At 75.5% G+C, this 20,174-nt stretch carries 23 protein-coding genes; 7 read left to right on the forward strand and 16 right to left on the reverse strand.

Annotated elements, in window-relative coordinates; genetic code table 11:
• Positions 1 to 72: 72 nt before the first annotated feature.
• A complete protein-coding gene (locus ACI8AA_RS14485; protein ID WP_457045105.1) occupies positions 73 to 1,572 on the forward strand; it encodes an FdrA family protein in 1,500 nt (499 codons plus the stop codon).
• Positions 1,569 to 2,984, forward strand: coding sequence for a DUF1116 domain-containing protein (locus ACI8AA_RS14490; protein WP_457045106.1), 1,416 nt, complete (start codon positions 1,569 to 1,571; stop codon positions 2,982 to 2,984). Before ACI8AA_RS14485 ends, ACI8AA_RS14490 begins: the two co-directional genes overlap by 4 nt.
• A gap of 70 nt (positions 2,985 to 3,054) precedes the next feature.
• Here the strand turns inward: ACI8AA_RS14490 and ACI8AA_RS14495 are convergent, their stop codons facing one another.
• On the reverse strand, positions 3,055 to 3,819 hold the full coding sequence (locus ACI8AA_RS14495) for a DUF2470 domain-containing protein (RefSeq protein ID WP_457045107.1): 765 nt from the start codon (positions 3,817 to 3,819) through the stop codon (positions 3,055 to 3,057).
• A gap of 65 nt (positions 3,820 to 3,884) precedes the next feature.
• On the opposite strand from ACI8AA_RS14495, the gene rpsD reads away from it, so the two are divergent.
• Positions 3,885 to 4,487, forward strand: coding sequence for a 30S ribosomal protein S4 (rpsD, locus tag ACI8AA_RS14500; RefSeq protein ID WP_457045108.1), 603 nt, complete (start codon positions 3,885 to 3,887; stop codon positions 4,485 to 4,487).
• On the opposite strand, the gene ACI8AA_RS14505 is transcribed toward rpsD, so the two are convergent.
• From ACI8AA_RS14505 to ACI8AA_RS14560, 12 genes are all read right to left on the reverse strand, one after another.
• Positions 4,475 to 5,146 carry a 3-oxoacid CoA-transferase subunit B gene (locus ACI8AA_RS14505; RefSeq protein WP_456936128.1) on the reverse strand — a complete coding sequence of 224 codons (672 nt, stop codon included), beginning with the start codon at positions 5,144 to 5,146 and terminating at the stop codon, positions 4,475 to 4,477. The genes rpsD and ACI8AA_RS14505 overlap by 13 nt on opposite strands.
• On the reverse strand, positions 5,143 to 5,811 hold the full coding sequence (locus ACI8AA_RS14510; RefSeq protein WP_457045109.1) for a 3-oxoacid CoA-transferase subunit A: 669 nt from the start codon (positions 5,809 to 5,811) through the stop codon (positions 5,143 to 5,145). Before ACI8AA_RS14510 ends, ACI8AA_RS14505 begins: the two co-directional genes overlap by 4 nt.
• A gap of 156 nt (positions 5,812 to 5,967) precedes the next feature.
• Positions 5,968 to 6,231, reverse strand: a complete 264-nt coding sequence (locus ACI8AA_RS14515) for a hypothetical protein (protein ID WP_457045110.1) — start codon at positions 6,229 to 6,231, stop codon at positions 5,968 to 5,970.
• A gap of 12 nt (positions 6,232 to 6,243) precedes the next feature.
• Positions 6,244 to 7,368 carry an SRPBCC family protein gene (locus ACI8AA_RS14520; protein ID WP_457045111.1) on the reverse strand — a complete coding sequence of 375 codons (1,125 nt, stop codon included), beginning with the start codon at positions 7,366 to 7,368 and terminating at the stop codon, positions 6,244 to 6,246.
• The gene (locus ACI8AA_RS14525) at positions 7,365 to 8,906 is read right to left on the reverse strand and encodes a hypothetical protein (RefSeq protein WP_457045112.1); all 1,542 of its coding nucleotides are present in this window, start codon (positions 8,904 to 8,906) and stop codon (positions 7,365 to 7,367) included. The genes ACI8AA_RS14520 and ACI8AA_RS14525 overlap by 4 nt, the downstream gene beginning before the upstream one ends.
• A gap of 93 nt (positions 8,907 to 8,999) precedes the next feature.
• Positions 9,000 to 9,752, reverse strand: a complete 753-nt coding sequence (locus ACI8AA_RS14530) for a GvpL/GvpF family gas vesicle protein (RefSeq protein ID WP_457045113.1) — start codon at positions 9,750 to 9,752, stop codon at positions 9,000 to 9,002.
• A gap of 2 nt (positions 9,753 to 9,754) precedes the next feature.
• Entirely contained in the window at positions 9,755 to 10,198 is a 444-nt protein-coding gene (locus ACI8AA_RS14535; protein WP_457045114.1) for a gas vesicle structural protein GvpA, read from the reverse strand.
• Entirely contained in the window at positions 10,195 to 10,569 is a 375-nt protein-coding gene (locus ACI8AA_RS14540) for a gas vesicle protein K (RefSeq protein ID WP_457045115.1), read from the reverse strand. The genes ACI8AA_RS14535 and ACI8AA_RS14540 overlap by 4 nt, the downstream gene beginning before the upstream one ends.
• On the reverse strand, positions 10,566 to 10,778 hold the full coding sequence (gene gvpJ, locus ACI8AA_RS14545; RefSeq protein ID WP_387991074.1) for a gas vesicle protein GvpJ: 213 nt from the start codon (positions 10,776 to 10,778) through the stop codon (positions 10,566 to 10,568). Before gvpJ ends, ACI8AA_RS14540 begins: the two co-directional genes overlap by 4 nt.
• The gene (locus ACI8AA_RS14550; RefSeq protein ID WP_457045116.1) at positions 10,771 to 11,808 is read right to left on the reverse strand and encodes a GvpL/GvpF family gas vesicle protein; all 1,038 of its coding nucleotides are present in this window, start codon (positions 11,806 to 11,808) and stop codon (positions 10,771 to 10,773) included. Before ACI8AA_RS14550 ends, gvpJ begins: the two co-directional genes overlap by 8 nt.
• Positions 11,805 to 12,227 carry a gas vesicle protein gene (locus ACI8AA_RS14555; protein ID WP_457045117.1) on the reverse strand — a complete coding sequence of 141 codons (423 nt, stop codon included), beginning with the start codon at positions 12,225 to 12,227 and terminating at the stop codon, positions 11,805 to 11,807. The genes ACI8AA_RS14550 and ACI8AA_RS14555 overlap by 4 nt, the downstream gene beginning before the upstream one ends.
• A complete protein-coding gene (locus tag ACI8AA_RS14560; RefSeq protein WP_457045118.1) occupies positions 12,224 to 12,505 on the reverse strand; it encodes a gas vesicle protein GvpO in 282 nt (93 codons plus the stop codon). Before ACI8AA_RS14560 ends, ACI8AA_RS14555 begins: the two co-directional genes overlap by 4 nt.
• A 182-nt stretch (positions 12,506 to 12,687) precedes the next feature.
• On the opposite strand from ACI8AA_RS14560, the gene ACI8AA_RS14565 reads away from it, so the two are divergent.
• Entirely contained in the window at positions 12,688 to 13,467 is a 780-nt protein-coding gene (locus ACI8AA_RS14565) for an SDR family NAD(P)-dependent oxidoreductase (RefSeq protein WP_457045119.1), read from the forward strand.
• A 42-nt stretch (positions 13,468 to 13,509) separates the two neighbouring features.
• On the opposite strand, the gene bar is transcribed toward ACI8AA_RS14565, so the two are convergent.
• Positions 13,510 to 14,613 carry a barbiturase gene (gene bar, locus ACI8AA_RS14570; RefSeq protein ID WP_457045120.1) on the reverse strand — a complete coding sequence of 368 codons (1,104 nt, stop codon included), beginning with the start codon at positions 14,611 to 14,613 and terminating at the stop codon, positions 13,510 to 13,512.
• A 10-nt stretch (positions 14,614 to 14,623) separates the two neighbouring features.
• Positions 14,624 to 15,577 carry a carbamate kinase gene (locus tag ACI8AA_RS14575; protein WP_457045121.1) on the reverse strand — a complete coding sequence of 318 codons (954 nt, stop codon included), beginning with the start codon at positions 15,575 to 15,577 and terminating at the stop codon, positions 14,624 to 14,626.
• Between the two features lie 124 nt (positions 15,578 to 15,701).
• Here ACI8AA_RS14575 and ACI8AA_RS14580 point away from each other — a divergent pair, with 124 nt between their 5' ends.
• A complete protein-coding gene (locus tag ACI8AA_RS14580) occupies positions 15,702 to 16,142 on the forward strand; it encodes a hypothetical protein (protein WP_457045122.1) in 441 nt (146 codons plus the stop codon).
• Between the two features lie 2 nt (positions 16,143 to 16,144).
• Here ACI8AA_RS14580 and ACI8AA_RS14585 read toward each other — a convergent pair whose 3' ends face one another.
• Positions 16,145 to 16,963 carry a PHP domain-containing protein gene (locus tag ACI8AA_RS14585; protein WP_457045123.1) on the reverse strand — a complete coding sequence of 273 codons (819 nt, stop codon included), beginning with the start codon at positions 16,961 to 16,963 and terminating at the stop codon, positions 16,145 to 16,147.
• A 78-nt stretch (positions 16,964 to 17,041) separates the two neighbouring features.
• On the opposite strand from ACI8AA_RS14585, the gene ACI8AA_RS14590 reads away from it, so the two are divergent.
• Together ACI8AA_RS14590 and ACI8AA_RS14595 are read left to right on the forward strand one after the other, a co-directional pair.
• Complete coding sequence (locus ACI8AA_RS14590; RefSeq protein ID WP_457045124.1) at positions 17,042 to 19,267, forward strand: RecQ family ATP-dependent DNA helicase; 2,226 nt, start codon at positions 17,042 to 17,044, stop codon at positions 19,265 to 19,267.
• 42 nt (positions 19,268 to 19,309) lie between these two features.
• Positions 19,310 to 19,942 carry an alpha-ketoglutarate-dependent dioxygenase AlkB gene (locus ACI8AA_RS14595; RefSeq protein WP_457045125.1) on the forward strand — a complete coding sequence of 211 codons (633 nt, stop codon included), beginning with the start codon at positions 19,310 to 19,312 and terminating at the stop codon, positions 19,940 to 19,942.
• Positions 19,943 to 20,174: the final 232 nt, after the last annotated feature.

The raw sequence follows: 20,174 nt of genomic DNA on the forward strand, positions 1-20,174 counted from the left end.
GTTCCGGCGGAAACAAGATCGTTGCGCGGCCGATATCTCACCGCTGAGGGATCGCCCGGTACGGTCGGCGGGGTGAGCGATCCTGGCCCCGGAGAGGGCGTCCGGCACGTCTCCCTGCGCAGCGGCGTCTACGCCGACTCGGTGCGGTTGATGCAGGTCAGCCGCGACGTCGGCGCCCGCGAGGGCGTCACCGCCGTCCTCGTCGCCATGGCCACGCCGCTCAACGTCGAGCTCGCCGCGGGCATGGGGCTGGCGCCCGCGGAGACCCCCGCGCCCGACCAGCTGCTCATCGCCGTCCGGGCCGTGGACGACGACGCGCTCGCCGCCGCGGTGGCCGCCGTCGACGCCGCCCTGGCCGAGCGCGAGCGCTCCCGCGCCAGCGCCGACGCGCAGCCGGCCCGCACGATCGGCGCCGGCCTCGACGACCTCGAGCCGGGTGCCCCGGCGCTGGCCATCGTCAGCGTCCCCGGGCAGTACGCCGCGCTCGAGGCCGCCGACGCGATCGCCGCCGGCCGCAGCGTGCTGGTCTTCTCCGACGGCGTCCCCGTCGAGCAGGAGGTCGCCCTGAAGCGTGCCGCGCACGCCGCCGGCGTCCTGGTGATGGGCCCCGACTGCGGCACCGCGATCGTCTCCGGCGTCGCGCTCGGCTTCGCCAACGTGGTGCGCCGCGGGCCGGTCGGCGTCGTCGCGGCGTCGGGGACCGGCGCGCAGCAGGTGTCCTGCCTGCTCGACGCGGCCGGCGTCGGCGTCTCGCACGTGATCGGCGTCGGCGGGCGCGACCTGTCCGAGGCGGTCGGCGGCCTGGCCACGCTCGACGCGCTCGCCGCCCTGGACGCGAACCCGGCCACCGAGCGGGTGCTCGTCGTCTCCAAGCCGCCGGCGCCGTCGGTCGCCGAGGCCGTGGAGCGGGCCGCCGCGGGGCTGTCCACGCCGGTCCGGTCGGCCGCCCTGTCGCCGGAGACCCCCGACCTCACCGCCGCCGTCGAGGCGTTGCTGGCCGACATGGGGCTCGACGTCCCGGTCTGGCCGTCCCGGCCCGGACCGGCGGAGGCCGCGCTGCCCGGCGCGGTCCTCAAGGGCCTCTACTCCGGCGGCACGCTGGCCGACGAGGCGATGCTCGTCGCGGCGCCCGTGCTCGGCGACGTCCGGTCCAACACCCCGCTGCGGCCGGAGCTGGACCTCGGCACGGACCTGTCCGCCCGCGGGCACGTGGTCGTCGACTTCGGTGACGACGCCCTGACCGTCGGCCGTGCCCACCCGATGATCGACCCGACGCTGCGGCTGGAGGCGATCGCCCGGCTGGCCGACTCCGGCGAGCCCGCCGTCCTGCTGCTCGACGTCGTCCTCGGCCACGGCGCCGACGCCGACCCGGCGGCGGCCCTCGCCCCGGCCCTGGTCGCCGCCCGCGAGCGCGCGCGGCTGCCGGTGGTCGTCGCGCTGGTCGGCACCGAGGCCGACCCCCAGGGCTGGAGCCGCCAGGCCGACGCCCTCGCCGCGGCCGGCGCCGCGGTCTTCGCCTCCAACGCCGCGGCCACGCGGTACGCCCTCGACCTGCTGGGAGCGCAGCGATGAGCCTGGGTGGTCTGCTGGACGGCCCGCCGGCGGTGGTGGCCGCGGGCGTCGACGTCTTCTCCGGTGCGCTGCGCGCCCAGGGCGCGTCGGTGGCCGACGTCGACTGGCGGCCGCCCGGCTTCGGCGACGCCGGCGACCTCGCCGCGCTGGCGCTGGACCCGCGCCGCGCGGCGGCCAACCGGACGGCGGTCGAGCGGGTGCTGGCCGCGGGCTCGGTGCTGGTCGACGTCCGCCCGGCCCGCGAGGTGCTCGGGCTCGAGGGGCGCACGCTGCTGCACTCCGGCCCGCCGCTGACCTGGGAGGCGGCGTCGGGCCCGATGCGCGGGGCGCTCGTCGGCGCCTGCCTGTTCGAGGGCTGGGCGTCGACGGTCGAGGAGGCCGAGGCGCTGCTCGCGTCGGGCGGTGTGGAGCTCGAGCCGTGCCACCACCGCTCCGCCGTCGGCCCGATGGCCGGGGTGACCTCGCCGTCGATGTGGGCGTGGTGCCTGGAGGACCCGGTCAACGGCGGCCGCGCCTACTGCAACCTCAACGAGGGCCTGGGCAAGGTCCTGCGGATGGGCGCCTTCAACGAGGAGGTGCTCACCCGGCTGGGCTGGATGCGCGACGTCCTCGGCCCCCTGCTGGCCCGCGCCGTGCGCTCGATGGCCGAGCCGCTGGACGTCAAGGCCGTGCTCGCGCAGATGCTGCAGATGGGCGACGAGGGGCACAACCGCAACCGCGCCGGGTCGCTGATGACCCTGCGCGAGCTCTCTCCGGCGCTGGCCGCGCTCGACGCCCCGTCCGCCGACGTCGCCGCCGCGCTGCGCTTCATCGGCGGCAACGAGCACTTCTTCCTCAACCTCGGCATGCCGACGGCGAAGCTGGCGATGGACGCCGCCCGCGACGTCCCCGGCTCGACGCTGGTCACCGTGATGGCGCGCAACGGCACCGAGTTCGGCGTGCAGACCGCCGGCACCGGCGACCGCTGGTTCACCGGCCCCGCGCAGACGCCGGTCGGCCTGTTCCTCGGCGACTACGGCCCCGAGGACGCCAACCCCGACATCGGCGACTCCGCGATCATGGAGACCTACGGCGTCGGAGGCTTCTCGATGGCCGCGGCGCCGGCGATCGTGCGCTTCGTCGGCGGCACCGTGCCCGACGCGCTGGCCACCACCGAGCGGATGTACCAGCTCACCCTGGCCGAGAACCCGGCGATGGCCATCCCGATCCTCGGCTTCCGCGGCGCCCCGACCGGCATCGACGTCCTCGCCGTGGCCCGCACCGGCTGGCTGCCGCAGATCAACACCGGCATGGCCGGGCGGGTGGCCGGCACGGGTCAGGTGGGCGCGGGCCTCGTCCAGCCGCCGCGGGAGTGCTTCGAGCAGGCGCTGGCCGCCCTCGCCGAGGAGGCCCGCGCCGCGACGGCGGCCTGAGCCCAGGCCGAGATCGGCGGTCTCGTGGCCATCACGCCCTGATGGCCACGAGACCGCCGATCTCGGTGGGCTACGCCGGGCCGCAGGCGAGCAGGGCGTCCAGTGCGCCGGCCAGGCCCTCCCCGCCGGTCAGCGGCGCCCGGAAGGGCACGCGCAGGTCGTAGCAGGAGCGCTGCGCCTCCACGCGGAACCGCACGCCGTGCCGGTCCAGCCCGAGCAGGCGGAGGTCGTCGCGCGGGCCGGCCCACGCCTGCACCCGGGCGAGCAGGGCGTCCAGCGCAGCGGCGTGCGCGGCGGCGAGGCCGGACTCGTCGGCGCTCACCGGGTCCGGCCTCGCGTCCGCGAAGTCCTCGAGCTCGACCTCGCACGTCGCCCCGGCGTCGGTGAGCAGCACCTCGGCGAGGTCCAGGCGCAGCAGCACCGCGCGCAGGCCGACGTCGAGCAGCGCGTCGGAGGGGTGGACCTCGGCGAGGTCCAGCAGCGCGGCCTGCACGACGGCCGGGTGCACCGGGGTCAGCCAGCCGGACAGCTCCACCTGCCCGCGCACCGGGTGCTGCACGGGAAAGGCCGTGCGGTCGGTGACGGTCAGCCGCGCCGGCAGGTCGCCCAGGGGCGAGGTCCGCAGCGCCGTCGCCAGCCGCCCGTCCGCGGGGACGACGACGAGCACCTGCCCGGCCGCCGTCGTCCCGGTGACCGTGACCTCGACCGCGCCGACACCGACCGCGTGCAGCGCCGCCGAGGCCCGGGCGGCCACCGTGCGGGCGCGCTCGGCGGGTGAGGGCTGCGGGATGCCGGTGGTGCCCGCACCGGCGCGGGGGGAGGGGCCGGCGGTCATCGATCACCTCGGGTGTCGGGATGCGAGTAAGGTGAACCTAACCTAACTCGACAACGGAGGTCCGGTTGAACACCCCCCGTCCCAAGGTCCGGCTCAGCCGCCGGCTCGGCCTGCCGCTCACCCCGAAGGCCGTGAGCTACTTCGAGCGCCGCCCGTACCCGCCGGGCGAGCACGGCCGCAAGCGCAAGCAGCAGAGCGACTACTCCACCCGGCTGCTGGAGAAGCAGCGGCTGCGGGCGCAGTACGACGTCAGCGAGACCCAGCTGCGCCGGGCGTTCGACCGGGCCCGGCGCACCGGCGGCAAGACCGGCGAGGCGCTGATCCAGGACCTCGAGTCGCGGCTGGACGCCACGGTGCTGCGGGCCGGGTTCGCGCGGACCATCTACCAGGCCCGCCAGTTCGTCACCCACCGGCACGTGCTGGTCAACGGCCGCCGGGTGGACCGCCCGTCCTACCGGCTGCGCCCCGGCGACTGGATCTCCATCGCCGAGCGGTCGCGGACCCGGGAGCCGTTCCAGGTCGCCGCGTCCGGCGCGCACGCCACCGCCCCGGCCTACCTCGGGGTGCGGCTGGCCGACCTCACCGCCCGGGTGGAGCGCGTGCCCGCCCGCGAGGAGGTCCCGGTGGTGTGCGAGGAGCAGTTGGTCGTGGAGTACTACTCGCGCTGACCCGGCACCAGCACCCCGACGTCGTCGGCGAAGGACAGCCGGGCGGCCGTCGCGCCCTGCAGGTCGTCGCGGCTGAGCCCGGCCACCATCTCGCGCACGAGGAACCCCTCGGCGGTGACGTCGAGGACGGCGAGGTCGGTGTAGACGCGGTCGACCACGCCGGCGGCGGTGAGCGGGTAGGTGCAGCGCGGCACGAGCTTGGGCTCGCCGGCCTTGGTCGTGTGCGTCGTCATGACCAGCACCCGCCGCGCGCCGACGGCGAGGTCCATCGCGCCGCCGACCGCCGGCGGGTGCGTGGCGTCGTCGGTGGCCCAGTTGGCGAGGTCGCCGTGCTCGGAGACCTGGAAGGCGCCGAGCACGGTCACGTCGACGTGGCCGCCGCGCATCATGAGGAACGCGTCGGTGTGGTGGAAGAACGCCCCGCCGGGCAGGAGGGTCACCGGCTGCTTGCCGGCGTTGATCAGCTCGGGGTCCTCCTCGCCCGGCGCCGGGGCGGGGCCCATCCCGAGGATGCCGTTCTCCGAGTGGTAGACGACCTCCTTGTCGTCCCCGACGCAGTCGGCGACCAGCGTGGGCAGGCCGATGCCGAGGTTGACGTAGGCGCCGTCGGGGATGTCCCGGGCGATCCGCCGGGCGACGTCCCGCGTGTCCAGCCTCACGCCCTGCCCACCTCCACGACGCGGTCCACGAAGATCCCCGGCGTCACGATCGCCTCCGGGTCCAGCGCGCCCAGCTCCACGAACTCGTCCACCTGGACGACGGTCAGCGCGGCGGCCGCGGCCATCGTCGGGCCGAAGTTCCGCGCGGCGGTGCGGTAGACGAGGTTGCCCCAGCGGTCGGCGCGCGCGGCCCGGACCAGGGCGACGTCGCCGGGCAGGGGCTCCTCGAACACGTGCCGGCGCCCGTCGATCACCCGCACCTCCTTGCCCTCGGCGAGGCGGGTGTCGGCGCCGGTCGGGGTGAAGAACCCGCCGAGGCCCGCGGCCGCGGCGCGCATCCGCTCGCTGAGCGTGCCCTGCGGGACCAGCTCGAGCTCCACCTCGCCGGCGCGCCAGCGCTCCTCGAACCAGACCGAGCCGGTCGAGCGCGGGTAGGAGCAGACGATCCTGCGCACCCGCCGCTCGCGCAGCAGCGCCGCGACGTCGGTCTCGCCCGAGCCGGCGTTGTTGGTGACGACGGTGAGGTCGGTGGTCCCCTGGTCCAGCAGCGCGTGCACCAGCTCCACCGGGACGCCGGAGGCGCCGAACCCGCCGATGAGCACGGTCGCGCCGTCCTCGATGCCCGCGACGGCGTCGGCCAGTGACCCCACCCGCTTGTCGATCATCCGCACCTCTCCGGCTCCGTCGGCGTGCCCCGACGCTAACGGGCCGGCGCCCGGGCCGTCGGACCCGGCCGCCGTCGCGGGGGACCCGGCCGCGGAGACGCCACCGGCCGGCGCCGGGGGCCGTGGGGCACCCGACGCCGGCCGGTGACGGTCGGTTCAGCAGGCCAGGCGGACCAGCCGCTGGATCAGCGACCGGCTGGGGAACCGGTCCTGGCGGATCTTGTCGAGCAGGATCTCCGCGTACTCCTGCTTGCGCCACGGGGTGAGCAGCGCCTCGACGTCGTCCATCATGGTCGCCGACGGGTAGTGGTCGGCCTCGATCTTCTCCAGGAGGACGTCGAGGACCTCCTCCCGGACGCTGAGCGAGACAGCCGCCTCACGCAGGGACGCGGGCACCTCGCCGTTCTCGGTCTGCGACACCGTCGCCTCCTCTCAGCGGGTCCCGGCCGGCGCGGGGCGCCGGGACCGTCGTCGCTGCGGCGGTCCGTCCCCGGATCCGTCGCCGGAGGGCGCCCCCGCGGGGGCCGGCTCCTCCTCGGGAGCCTCCTCCGGGGTCTCCTCCTCGGGCTCCTCTTCCTCGGCGCCCTCCTCGCCGGCCTCCTCCTCGCCGGCCTCTTCCTCCTCCTCGTCGTAACCGGCTTCCTCGTCGTAGCCGGTCTCCTGGTCCTCGGCCTCTTCCGGCGACTCGGCACCGGTCTCGTCCGGCTCCGGCTCGTCGGGTCCGCGGACGACCTCGCCGTCCCGGATCTCCCCGCGCCAGCTGCCGGTGGCCTCGCCGCGCATCATGATGAAGCGCCGGAAGTGCTTGAGGTCCAGCCGGGCGCGGCGGCCCTGGGCCCGCCAGATGTTGCCGGTCTTCTCGAACAGGCCCTGCGGGTAGTACTCCATGACCAGCAGGACCTGGGTGAGGTCGTCGGCCAGCGGGTGGAACGTGATGACGCCCTTGGTGGTGCCCTTGGCGCCCTCGGTGGTCCAGACGATCCGCCGGTCCGGGATCTGCTCGGTGATGGTCGCCTTCCAGTTGCGCCGGGACTTGGCGACCTTCACCCGCCAGTTGCTGGACACCTCGTCGGCCTGGTCGACCGAGTCGACGCCCTTCATGAAGCTGGCGAACTCCTGGAACTGCGTCCACTGGTCGTAGGCGACGTTCACCGGGACGCCGACGTAAACGTCCTCGACGATGTTGACGAACTTCTTGTTGCCGCCGGCCCCGCCGCCCTTGCGGAATGCGCCCTTGATCTTCTCCTTGATCCCGGTGCCCACGCCGCCGAGCACCGCCTTGACCGGGCTGTCGCCCTGGGCCACCCGGGAGATGGCTCCCATCGCGGCGGGGGCGACGAAGCCACCGCCCTCGGCCTTCTCCTTGAGGTTGTCGGTGACGCCGCCGACCTTGCTGCCGAGCGACTTGACCGCGTCGCCGGCGCGGGCCTTGGCGTAGTCCTTTGCCGCCTCACCGAGCTTGCCGATCACCGGGTTGCTGGCGAGCCCGCCGAGCAGGCCTCCGCCACCTCCGCCGCCGCCGGTCTCCTGGTTCTCCTGGTTCTCCGTGCTGGTCATGCCCGGGTTCCTTCCGTGCGCGGACGACGGGGGGCTCGGCCCTGGGGCCGGGCGCGGCGTGGGGGCTCGGCCTCGTTCTGGCGGTTCTCGTCACGGCCGGCAGCCTCCTGGCCGCCGCCGGACGCGGCGTCGCCACTCGGGCGGGGCCGCCTGCGGGGAGCCTCCGGGGACTGTCCCCGGTCACCCTGCGCCCGGTCACCCCGGGCCTGACGGCCCTGCGGACGCCGGGCCCCGCGGCGCGGCGGCAGCGGGGTGTCCTGCTGACCCCCGTCGCCGCCCCCGGCGTCCGTGTCGTCGCCGGGTGAGCCGCCGGCCTGGCCGGGGTCGACGTCGACGTCGGCGTGACCCGGGTCGGGGGTGCGGTCGCTGCCCTGGTCGGACGTCGCCTCGTCGGACGTCGCCTCGTCGGACGTCTCCTCCTCGGACTCGTGCTCACCAGACGTGTCCTCGGCCGGGGTGCCGCCCTCGGCGGTGGCGCCCTCCTCGGCCTCGCCGGTGTCCTCGCCGGTGTCCTCGGCGGTGTCCTCGTCGGACTCCTCGTCCTCGTCGGAGGTGTCGTCCTCGGCGGTGAGGTCCTCGTCGCCCTCGTCCTCGTCGGACTCGGTGTCCTCGTCCTCCTCGTCGTCGTAGGAGTCCTCGTCCTCGTAGTCGCCCTCGCCGGTGTCCTCGTCGGACTCCTCGTCCTCGTCGGAGGTGTCGTCCTCGGCGGTGAGATCCTCGTCGCCCTCGTCCTCGTCGGACTCGGTGTCCTCGGCGGTGTCCTCGGCGGTGTCCTCGGCGGTGTCCTCGCCGGTGTCCTCGCCGGTGTCGTCCTCGGACTCCGCCTCGTCCTCGGCCGCCCCGGTGTCCTCGGACTCCTCGTCCTCGGCGCCCTGGTCCTCGGCGGTGCCGGTGTCCTGGTCCTCGGTGTCCTGGTCCTCGGTGTCCTGGTCCTCGGTGTCCTGGTCCTCGGTGTCCTGGTCCTCGGTGTCCTGGTCCTCGGTGTCCTGGTCGGAGGCCTTGTCGGTGTCCTCCTCGTGACCCTTGCCCTTGCCGGTGATCGCCCGCAGGCCACGGCGGAGGACGCCGGTGCCGGACTCGGCCGCGCCGGTCGCTGCGCCACCGGCCGCGCCGGCCGCCTTGCCGGCGGTGTCGGTGGCCGTGGAGGCGGCGTCGCCCGCGGTGTCGGTGGCCTTGAGTGCCGCCTCGCCCACGGTGTCGGCGGCCTTCCCGGCCTTCTCGTTCAGCGCGGCCGTGCGCTGCTCCAGCGCCTTGGTCAGCGCCGCGAGCTGGGTGTCGAAGGTGGCCGTCGCCGCGCTCCGGCCGGCCTGCAGCAGGGGACCACGGAGCTGGGTCAGCAGCTCCTTGGCCTCGTTGCTGCTGGCGACGGACAGGAGGGCCTCACGCAGGAGGCGCTTGGGGTCCAGGGCGGACTGCGAGCCGGCGACCCACATGGCGAAACTGAGTGCGGCCCGGCCCTTCTTCATGCGGCCCAGCAGGTAGCCACCGAGCGTGGCGGCTCCCAGCTTGAGCACGGACGGGGTGGGACTCTCGGTCACAGTGATCCTCTTCTCCCACCGGGGACCCGGTCCCCGGTGCAACTGCTCGATCGACTGCCGCCGGCCCCCGTACCGACGGTGTGCTGCTTTCCCTCACCACCCCCATCGCGAACGGGGTGCGGGCTGCGAACCCACGACCACGTCGTCCAGGAAGCTGTAGACGGGCATCGGGCCCACGTACTCGACGTCGGCCCAGCCCCCGGCGGCCTCCCGCATGCGGGCGACCGCCGCGTCGGCGTCGTCGAGCCGGCCGCGCCGGACGAGGTACGCCGTCCGGGACACCTGCTCGTCGACGTGCAGTTCCCGGGACTGCTCGGCGACCGTCGCGAGCTCCTGCGTCCACTCCGCGACCAGCGCGGCCTGCAGGTCGGCGACGCGCGCGGCCACCGCCTCCCCCACCGCCATCCGGTCGGCCAGCGCGGCTCCCGGCACCCGGGCGCGCGCGGCGAGCCGGGCGACCTCCGGGTCGTCGCGGCTGACCGCGGCGACGCAGGCGTCGGTGTCGAAGGAGAGGTCCAGCCGCAGCTCGACCAGGTCCGCCACGGCGGCCAGGCGCTGCTCCAGCTCCTCGGCCGACGGCTCGAGCACCTCGGCCCGGACGGCGTCCTCGTCGGGCGCGACGGTCCCGAACGCCAGCGGCAGCACGGGCACGGTCACGACCAGGGTCACCAGCAGGTCGAGGTGCGCGACCGCGTCGTCGCCGACCAGGTCGCCGTCCGGCGCGTCGGACACCACCGCCGCCAGCGGACCCGCGACGACGGCGCGCGGCTGCTGCAGCCTGCCGGGGGGCACCCGGCCGACGGCGGGGGCGTCGGACCCGCGGACGACGCCGTGGACGAGCAGCACCGTCAGCCCCGGTTCTGCGGCCGCCGCGACGCCGGGGCGCCGCGCTCGCCGCCGCCGCGCGAGCCGCCGTCGCCCTCCTCGTCCCGGTCCTTGTCGCGGCCGGTCAGGGAGCCGATGACGTCCTGGGCGGTCTCCCGCGCGCCGCTCAGGGCTCCTTTCGTCTTCGCCCGGGACCCGCCCTGGGTGACCTCCCGGATGAGGCCGGGCAGGCCCGCGACCTGGTCCTGCGGCTGCAGGTCCAGCCGGTTGACCGCCTCGGCGAAGCGCAGGTAGGTGTCGACGCTGGCGATCACGATCCGCGCGTCGATGGTGAGCAACTCGATGCCCACCAGCGCCACGCGCACGTACGCGTCGATGACGATGCCCTTGTCGAGGACGACGTCGAGGACGTCCGCGAGGCCACTGGGCCGGGGGGCGCGGTTGACGGAGGACGTGGACATGGTCATGGCTGTCTCCTGCTCGGGTCGGGGTCAGGGGGCCGTGCTCGGGTGCCCGTGGTGCCACCGCGCGCCAGCGCGGTGAGGTCGAGGGGCAGGTACAGGTCCTCGGGGACGACGCCGAACGCGTCGATCAGCTCGTCGAAGGTGGCCTCCAGGTCGATCAACGCCCGGCCGAGCTGCTCGACCTGGGCGTCGGTGAGGTCGCCGGCGTCCACCCGCCGCAGCGCCTGGCGCTCGACGACCTGGCGGACGACCTCCAGCAGGGACACGACCAGCCGCCCCAGCGAGCGGCCGACCTCCTCGCCGCTGCCCTCCAGGCGGCGGGCGGCGCCGGACGGTGTCCTCCGCTGCGGTGTCGCCGGGTCGGGGCCGGTCACCGGAGGGCCTCCGTGCCGGCCGGCTGCGGCTCCCGGGGCTGGACGGCGGTGAGCAGCAGGCGCAGGTCCAGCCGGACCAGGTCGATGCCGGCCAGGGTGATGACGACGTCCCCGCCGACGTAGGCGCCGCGCTGCAGCACCCGGTCGAGCAGCTCGACCAGGCTCGTGCCCCGGGTGTCCCCGCCGAGGATCCCGGTCCGCTCAGCCACCGTGGCCCTCCGCGGTCAGCGCGGCGAAGGAGTACGGCGGCCAGGGGCCACTCACCTCCAGCGCGAGTCCGTCGTCCTCGAGCTCGGTCCGGAGCTCCCCGACCGCGGCGAGGAACGCCTCCTCCGCGTCCGGCGCCACCAGGCAGGCGAGGTCGAGCAGCAGCCCGGACGCCGGCGCGGCGCCGCGGTGCAGGCACTCCCGGACGTGCGGGTCCAGCACCTGCTCGAGCCGGTCGGCCGCCCGGGCGGCGTGGCGGGCGGCCTCCTCCCGCTCGCGCAGTGCCTGCCGGCGCTGGGCCAGGTACGCGGTGCCGGTCAGCTCCTCGCGGTCGGGCCGGGGCCCGCCGTCGCCGGCCTCCTCGCCGTCGGCCGGGCGGACCAGCCGGACGCCCCACTCGCGGGCGTCGCCGATGCGGGCCAGCTGCTCGCGGGCGACGGCGGCGTGCTCGGCCAGGAGACGGCGGGCGGCCGTCGCGTCGGGGACGGCGGTGCCCAGCCGCAGCGGCAGCACCGGACCGGCGGCGACGGCGGCCCGGACGACGGCGTCGTGGCCCCGGGCCAGCAGCGCCAGGCGCCCGCCCTCGGACAGGTCGTCCGGGTCGACCTCGAGGTCCGCCCGCGGCACGCGGCGCACCAGCAGGCCGAGGTCGCCGTCGGTCACCAGCTCGAGGGGGCGTCCGCCGTCGGGGGCGCCGGGCGGGTCCGCGGGCACCGGGAGGTCGGCGCGGGCCAGCGCGAAGGCGTACAGCACCTCGTCCGGCAGCGGGGCCGCGTCGGTCCGCGGCGAGGGCACGGGTGGCGGTGCCGGCTCGGGCGGCGGGGCGGGCTCCGGGCGTGCGACCGGCGCCGGGGCGGGGACCGCACCCGCGCCCCGGCCGGCGAGGACCTCCGCCACCAGGGCGTCGGCGATCAGGCCGGCCAGCCGCTCGACCGCCCGCTCGCGGCCCCGGACGACCGCGTCCGCCAGCACCTCGGGGCCCAGCTCGCGGGCGACAAGGGTGAGGCGGTCGGGGACGTCGGGACCGGTCACGACGGCTCGTCCCCCCGCCGCTCCGTCGCCCCGTCCGTCGTCCGGTCCGTCGTCGCCGGTCCGGCCTCGAGGCCCTGCCGGCGGACCAGGTCCTCCAGCTCGGCGACGCGCGCCCGCAGCGCGGCGACCTCGCCGTCGTCGCGCTCGCCGTCCTCGACGGCCGGCGCAGGCCGGCCGGAGAAGAACGGGTCGTGGCTCCACCAGTCCAGGCCCATCTCGCGGGCGGTCTCCGCGGAGGAGACGAACAGGCGCAGCTTGAGGGTCAGGAGCTCGATGTCGAGGATGTTCACGACGATGTCGCCGGCGATGACGATGCCCTTGTCGAGCACGCGCTCGAGCACGTCGGCCAGCGAGTCGGGCTGCCGGCCGAGCGCTCCGCTGCCGACGCCGACCTGACGGCGCGCGACGGGTCCGCTCATGCCTGGTCCACCTGGCCGCGGCTGAAGCGGCGCAGCCGCTCGAACCCGGTCAGCGCGCCGGAACCGTCCATGTCGACCCGGTAGGTCGCCATGACGCTCGTCGTGGAGGGGATGCGCTCCAGCTCGACGACGTCGACCAGCACGGACCACCCGTCGCCGTCCCGGCGCACGCCGGTGGTGGCGACCGGTTCGAGGCCCGTCAGAGCCATGAACTGCTCCAACGCGCCCCGTACGGCGCCCACGAGTCCCCCGTGACCCTCGCGATGATCCGTGTCCATGGCTCGGCCCACTTCACTCGTCGAATGATCAGGATGCGCCCCTACCCGACCCCCATCCAGGGGAAACGGAGCGATCACGGCGCTGATCTGCGGTGACCGGCGGCCCGGATCGCCGCGCGCGCCGGGGCGGCCGAGGATGGGGCGGTGATCCGCACCGTCGTCCGCGTGCAGGCCGGGACCTGATGCGCATCGACCTGGACGGCCGCACCGCCGTCGTCACCGGCTCGTCCCAGGGCATCGGCCTGGCCATCGCCGCCGGCCTGGCCCGCGCGGGGGCCGCCGTCGTCCTCACCGGCCGCGACCCCGGGAGGCTCGAGGCGGCCGCCGCCGGGATCGACGGCGCGGTGCGGACCGTCGCCGGCGACGTGACCACCGACGAGGGCGCCGCGGCCCTGCTCCAGGCGGTCCCCGACGCCGACGTGCTGGTCAACAACCTCGGCGTCTTCGGCGCCCGCCCGGCGCTGGAGATCACCGACGACGAGTGGCGCCGCTACTTCGAGACCAACGTGCTCACCGCCGTGCGGCTCACCCGCGCCTACCTGCCCGGGATGCGCGAGCGCGGCTGGGGCCGGGTGCAGTACATCGCCAGCGACTCGGCGGTCGCGATCCCGGCCGAGATGGTCCACTACGGCGTCACGAAGACGGCGCTGCTCGCGGTCTCGCGCGGCTTCGCCAAGGAGGCGGCCGGGTCCGGGGTGACGGTGAACTCGGTGATCGCGGGGCCCACGCACACCGGCGGCGTCGAGGACTTCGTCTACTCGCTCGTGGACCGCGACCTGCCCTGGGACGAGGCGCAGCGGCGGTTCATGCGCGAGCACCGCCCGGCGTCGCTGCTGCAGCGGCTGATCGAGCCCGAGGAGATCGCGAACATGTGCGTCTACCTCGCCTCGCCGCTGGCCTCGGCCACCACCGGCGGCGCGCTGCGCGTCGACGGCGGCTACGTGGACGCGATCGTGCCGTGAGCGGGACCCGCGGGGGAGCGCCCCGCGGGTCCCGCCCGGGCCTCAGGCCCTGATGATCGCCGCGACCGGGCCGCCGCCGGACGGGCCCTGGTGCACCGCGGCCACCGAGACGAACACCGCCGGGTCGCCGGTCACCGACGCCGCGACGCCACCGACGGTCGCCTTGATCTGCCGGTGCCAGAAGACGTCGGAGTCGTCGAGCATCGCGTTGCGCCGGCCGCGGACGTAGCCGGTCGGGTCGGCCTCGCACTTGAGGAAGACGTTGACCAGCCGGTCCCCGAGGTCGCTGACGTGCGGCCGCTCGGGCAGGTCGAGCCCGGCCTGGCGGATGGCGTCCCAGATGCCGTCCTGGTCCAGGGCGTCCTTCATCACCGAGTGGCCGATGCGGTAGTTCCCGCCGTGCCCGCGGGCGTTGCCGACGACGACGATCTGCGCCCGGTCCAGCTCCACGCCCGACGAGCAGGACGCGACGGCGCTGTAGAGGGACAGGTCGCGCATGACCTGCTCCTGCTTCGGCATCTCGATCTCGCCGAGCGCCACCGCGATGCCCAGCGCCGTCGTGCCGTTGGACAGGTCCATGGAGCCGTGCGGCTCGTCGTAGTAGGTGTCCTCGCCGCGGTTCTTCGCGTCGCGGATGGTCTCGATCGTCAGCAGCGGCGTCTTGGTCTGCACGTAGTGGACGTCGGCCGGGTCGGTGATCCCGGCGGCCTCCATCGCGCGGCGCACGCCCTCGGCGACCTTCTCCACCATCGAGATGCGGCCGATGTCCTCGGGCAGCAGGACGTCGCTCATCGCGTAGCCGACGGTCAGCCGCGGCTCGTCGGTCTTCTCGACGGCGTCCTCGGGCAGCGTCGCGAAGATCGTGGCGTGCGGGCTGATGACGCCGTCGGTGCCGCCGGACCACACGATCGGGATCTGCGCGACCTCCTCCTTCGACCGCCTGCCCTTCTCCAGCAGCACCTCGCGGAAGGCGCGGTCGGCGATGATCCGGGTGTAGTCGTTGACGCCGCCGTTGCCCTCGGTCTTGCCGATGACGGCGACGACCCGGTCGGCCTCCATGACGCCGTCGTCGATGAGCTTGGCCAGCTCGCTGGCGTCGCTGACGTTGTGCAGCGGGACCTTGCGGACCTCGATCGGTGCGGGCATGTGCTCCCTCTCAGTGGGCGGTGACGACGGTGCCGACGGCGTCCCCGGTGACGGCGTCGGCGATGTTCTCGAGCGAGGTGACGACGGCGCGCTCGCCGCCGCCCTCGACGAAGCGGAGGACGGCCTCGACCTTGGGGCCCATGGAGCCCCGGGCGAACTGGCCGTCCGCGGCGTGCGCGCGGAGCTCGGCCACCGTGACCCGGCCGAGCGGGCGCTGGGACGGCGTGCCGAAGTCGACCATCACGTTGGGGACGTCGGTGGCGATCACCAGGGTGTCGGCCTCCAGGTCGCGCGCCAGGACGGCGGCGGTGAGGTCCTTGTCGATGACGGCCTCGACACCCCGGAGGGGGGCGCCGGCACAGCCGTCGTCGGTCACCGGTATGCCCCCGCCACCGGCGCAGACGACGACGAAGCCGGCCGCGGCGAGGGCGTGGATCGCGGGGGAGTCGACGACCGTCCGCGGCTCCGGCGAGGCGACCACCCGCCGCCAGCCCCGCGGTCCGCGGTCCTCCCAGACCTGGCCGAGGGCGGTGAACCGCTCTGCCTCCTCGCGCGGGAGGAAGCGGCCGACCGGCTTCGACGGCTCGCGGAAGTGCGGGTCGTCGGCGTGGACGAGGGTCCGCGTGACCAGCCCGGCGGTGCGCTGGGGCAGCCCCCGGGCGGCGAGGGCGGCGTCGAGCTCGTCGGCGACGGTGAAGGCGATGGTCGCCTGGGTCTGGGCGACGTTCCAGTCCAGCGGCACCGGCGGCACGACGTGCGCGGCGAGCTCGTTCTTGACCAGCAGGTTGCCCACCTGCGGGCCGTTGCCGTGGGTGAGCACCACCTCGACCCCCGCGGCCACCACCTCGGCGACGTGGCCGGCGGCCTCGCGGATCGCGTTCCGCTGCGCCTCCGGGGTGGCCGAGCCGTCGGGTCCGGTCATGGCGTTGCCCCCGAGGGCGATCACCACGCGGCGGGACGTCACCCCGGCGACCCTAGCGGCGTTTCTCTTAGCGGTGAAGTAGTTGCCGGGACCTCGTGCCCCTCCGCGGGACCCCTGGCCACGGGACACTCCCGGGGGAGCGGGGGCCGCCCGGGAGGAGACGGTGATGCGCGTCCGCTTCGGCTTCGACACCCGCGCCACCCCTGCCCAGGTCCGCGAGGCGTTCACCGACGTCGGCGACCGGCGGCTGGAGGTGTGGTCGAAGACCCTCGACCCGGCGAGGTACGAGGTCCGCGAGCAGGGTGAGGGCTGGGCCGTGCTGCGCGAGGGCAGCGCGGGCGTCCCCTTCTGGGTGCTGCTGCGCTACGAGTGGTCGGACCCCGATCGGGTCACCTGGACGCTGCTGGACAGCGACCACTGCGACCGCGGCACCGGCGAGGTCCGGATCACCCCGCGGGACGACGGCGGCAGTCACGTCGACGTGACGTGGCGCCACAGCGGCGGCCGCGGGCTGCGCGGGCGGGCGGTGCTGCTGGCCCAGGGCCTGATCGCCCCTGTCGCGCTCCCCCGGGTCTATCGCGCCGCCCTCGACCGGGCGGCCGGCTGAGCTCAGCGGCGCCAGAAGTCGAAGCGGTCCCGCCCGGGGCGGAAGCCGGCGGCCTCGACGACGTCGACGGCGAGGTCGAAGCGCTGCCCCACCGCGCCGGGCTGGTGGGCGTCGCTGCCGAAGCTGACCGCCTCGCCACCCTCCTCGCGGAACCAGCGCACCTGGTCCACCGAGGCCAGCGGGCTGCTGGTGTTGACCTCCAGCGCCCGGCCGGTGCCGGCCAGCGCGCGGAACACCGCCCGGTACTCCTCCTCGTAGTCCTTCTCCACGTACCGGTGCGAGCCGCCGGGCCAGTACCGCCGCGGGAAGTCCACGTGCGCGAGCACCTGGAAGACGTCGCTGCTCTCGATCATGTCGACGACCTCGGCCAGGTAGCGGCGCATCGTGCCGTCGGCGTCCTGGTAGAGCAGCTGCCCGACGCCGTAGAGCCGGTCGCCGTCGTGCAGCGAGTGCAGCGAGCCGAGGATGCGGTCGACCGGCGCGTCGTCGAGGTGCGCGGCGAGGCTGGCCTCGAACAGGTGCGGCTCGCCCGCCTCGACGCCGGACCAGATGCGCAGCCCGGGGAACCGCTCGCGGACCTCGGCGAGCTCGGCCCAGTAGCCCTCGGTGTCGATCGGCGCGTGCCGCGAGGCGTGCCGGTCGACCAGGCCGAGCGTGGTGGCCCGGTCGTCGGCGCCCCACACGGTGAAGTCGAGGTGCTCGGTGAGGGCGATCGCGGGCAACCCCTGCGCCACGGCCTGCTCGCAGGCGCGGGCCATCGTCACACTGCTCGGGGTGTCCCACGACCACCCGGTGTGCACGTGGTTGTCCGGCGGTCGCATCGTCCCCATCCTGCCCGTCGTCCCCAGGTCCCGCTCACACGGTCCCGCTGTCGGGGGACGCACCTACTGTCGGGTGCCATGAGCACCGCCGCGCCCCCGTCCGACCTGGCCGCCGAGGCCCTCGGCGTCCTCCGCGAGCTGACCGGCCGGCCCGACGCGGTGTTCCGCGAGGGGCAGGACGCCGCCGTCGCCGCGCTGGTCGAGCGCTCCGAGCGGGCGCTGGTCGTGCAGCGCACCGGCTGGGGCAAGTCGGCGGTGTACTTCGTCTCCACCGCGCTGCTGCGCCGCCGCGGCGCCGGTCCCACGCTGCTGGTCAGCCCGCTGCTCGCGCTGATGCGCGACCAGGTGGCCGCCGCGGCCCGCGCCGGCATCCGCGCGGTGGAGATCTCCAGCGCCAACGCCACCGAGTGGGACGACGTCGCCGCGGCCCTGGCGGCCGACGACGTCGACGTCCTGCTGGTCTCGCCGGAGCGGCTGACCAACCCCCGCTTCCGCGAGGAGCAGCTGCCCGACCTGGTCGAGCGGTGCGGTCTGCTCGTCGTCGACGAGGCGCACTGCGTCTCCGACTGGGGCCACGACTTCCGGCCCGACTACCGCCGCATCCGCGACCTGCTCGGCACCCTGCCGGCAGGCACGCCCGTCCTCGCGACCACCGCCACGGCCAACGAGCGCGTCGTCGCCGACGTCGCCGAGCAGCTGGGCGCCGGCGGCGTCGGGGTGACGACGGTCCGCGGCCCGCTGGCCCGCGACTCGCTGCGCCTGGGCGTCCTGCGGCTGCCGACCGACCGCGCGCGGCTGGCGTGGCTCGCCGCCCACCTCGGCGACCTGCCGGGCAGCGGCATCGTCTACACGCTCACCGTCGCCGCGGCCGAGGAGACGGCGGGGCTGCTGCGCGACGCCGGGCACGACGTGCGCGCCTACACCGGCCGCCTCGACGACGCCGACCGCAAGGAGGCCGAGGAGGCGCTGCGGGAGAACCGGGTCAAGGCGCTGGTCGCCACCTCGGCGCTGGGCATGGGCTTCGACAAGCCCGACCTCGGCTTCGTCGTCCACCTCGGGGCGCCGTCGTCGCCGGTCAGCTACTACCAGCAGGTGGGCCGCGCCGGCCGCGCCGTCGAGCACGCCGACGTGCTGCTCCTGCCCGGCCCGGAGGACCTCGCCATCTGGCAGTGGTTCGCCACCTCCTCCATGCCGCGCGAGGACCACGCCGCCGCGGTGCTGTCCGCGATGGCCGACGGGAAGGCGTGGTCGGTGGCCCGGCTGGAGACCGTCGCCGACGTCCGCCGCTCCCGGCTCGAGCTGCTGCTCAAGGTGCTCGCCGTCGACGGCGCGGTGGAGCGCGTGCAGGGCGGCTGGCGGTCCACCGGCCGCCCGTGGGTCTACGACGCCGACCGCTACGGCCGCGTCGCCCGCACCCGGGAGGCCGAGCAGCGGGCGATGCTCACCTACGCGAAGCCCGTCGACGAGGCGCGCTGCCGCATGGCCTTCCTCCAGGAGGCGCTCGACGACCCGACCGCCGCCCCGTGCGGCCGCTGCGACGTCTGCGCCGGCCCCTGGTACCCGACCGACGTCCCCGCCGGCGCGGCCGAGGCGGCCTCCGCGGCGCTCGACCGCCCGGGCGTCGAGCTCGCCCCCCGCGCCCAGTGGCCCACCGGCGCCGACCGGCTCGGCGTCGAGGTGAAGGGGAAGATCGCGGCCGCCGAGCAGGTGGACCCGGGCCGGGCCGTCGCGCGGCTCACCGACCTGGGCTGGGGCCAGCGGCTGCGCACCCTGCTCGGCGACGACGGCGTCGGCGGCACGGTGACCCTCGACCTCGAGGCGCCCGGCATCGAGGAGGACCCGGACGCCGCCTTCGACGTGCCGGTGCAGCGCTCGGTGTCCGACGTCCCGCCGGACGAGGACCTGCTGCGCGCCTGCGCCCGCGTGCTCGGTGCCTGGGACTGGGCCGAGCGGCCGGCGGCGGTGGTCGCGGTCCCGTCGCGCCGCCGTCCGCGCCTGGTGACGGGGGTGGCGCAGGGCCTGGCCCGGGTGGGACGGCTGCCGTACCTGGGCGAGCTGTCACTCGCCCACGGCGGCCCGACCGGCGGCCCGGGCGGGAACAGCGCCTTCCGGCTGGCAGGGGTGTGGCAGCGGATCGTCGTCGGGCCGGAGCTGCGGTCGCGGCTCGGCGAGCTGGGGCCGGTCCCGGTGCTGCTCGTCGACGACCTCGCCGACTCGCGCTGGACCATGACCGTCGCCGGGCGGGAGCTGCAGCTGGCGGGCGCCTCCCGCGTGCTGCCCTTCGCCCTCGCGCTCACCGCGTAGCGGTGAGTCGTACACACGTTCGATCACCGCTAGCCTGCCGTCATGCCGCTCACGCACCAGCCGTCGATGTTCGACGTCGCCGAGGAGGCCGCACTCACCCCGCTCCGGGGCCGGGTGCGGCGGCACGTGCTCAGCAGGGGTGCGTGGGTCGACCACCTGCCGGGCTGGGTGACCGGCTCCGACGAGGTACTCGAGGTGCTGCTCGGCGACATCGGGTGGCGGGCCGACCGGCGGCAGATGTACGACCGCGAGGTCGCCGTCCCGCGGCTGCTCCGCTGGTACGGGCGCGGCGAGACGCTGCCGCACCCGCTCCTGACCGAGGCTCGGGCTGCGCTCGACGCGCACTACGCCCCCGAGCTCGGCGAGCCGTTCGTCACCGCCGGCATGTGCCTCTACCGGGACGGCCGGGACAGCGTGGCCTGGCACGGAGACCGCCTGGGCCGGAGCCGCACCGAGGACACGATGGTGGCGATCGTCTCCTTCGGGTCGCCGCGGCCGCTCCTCCTGCGTCCGGCCGGCGGTGGGGACGAGACCCTGCGCTTCCTACTGGGGCACGGGGACCTGGTGGTGATGGGCGGCTCGTGCCAGCGCACCTGGGAGCACTGCATCCCGAAGACCAGCAGGCCCGTCGGGCCGCGCGTGAGCGTCCAGTTCCGCCCGGCCGGAGTGGCCTGACCAGCAGGAACGGCCTGGCGGACCGCAGCGCTGTGGGCCCCGTCCGGAGCGCTTCCCGGTTGCCCGGGCGAGTGCCTGGGACCCCCCTGCAGGGGCTCTCTGAGGCCGTGTATGGTTCTTTCTGCACCGAGCGAGAACGGACCGGGCCGGAAGGCGCGGGAAACCGCCGGGCCGGCCTGGGGCCGGGCTGTTGCGGAGCCGGTGTTAGAGTGGGGTCACCGCCTCGAACGAG

The organism is Geodermatophilus sp. SYSU D01180 (genome assembly GCF_054050415.1).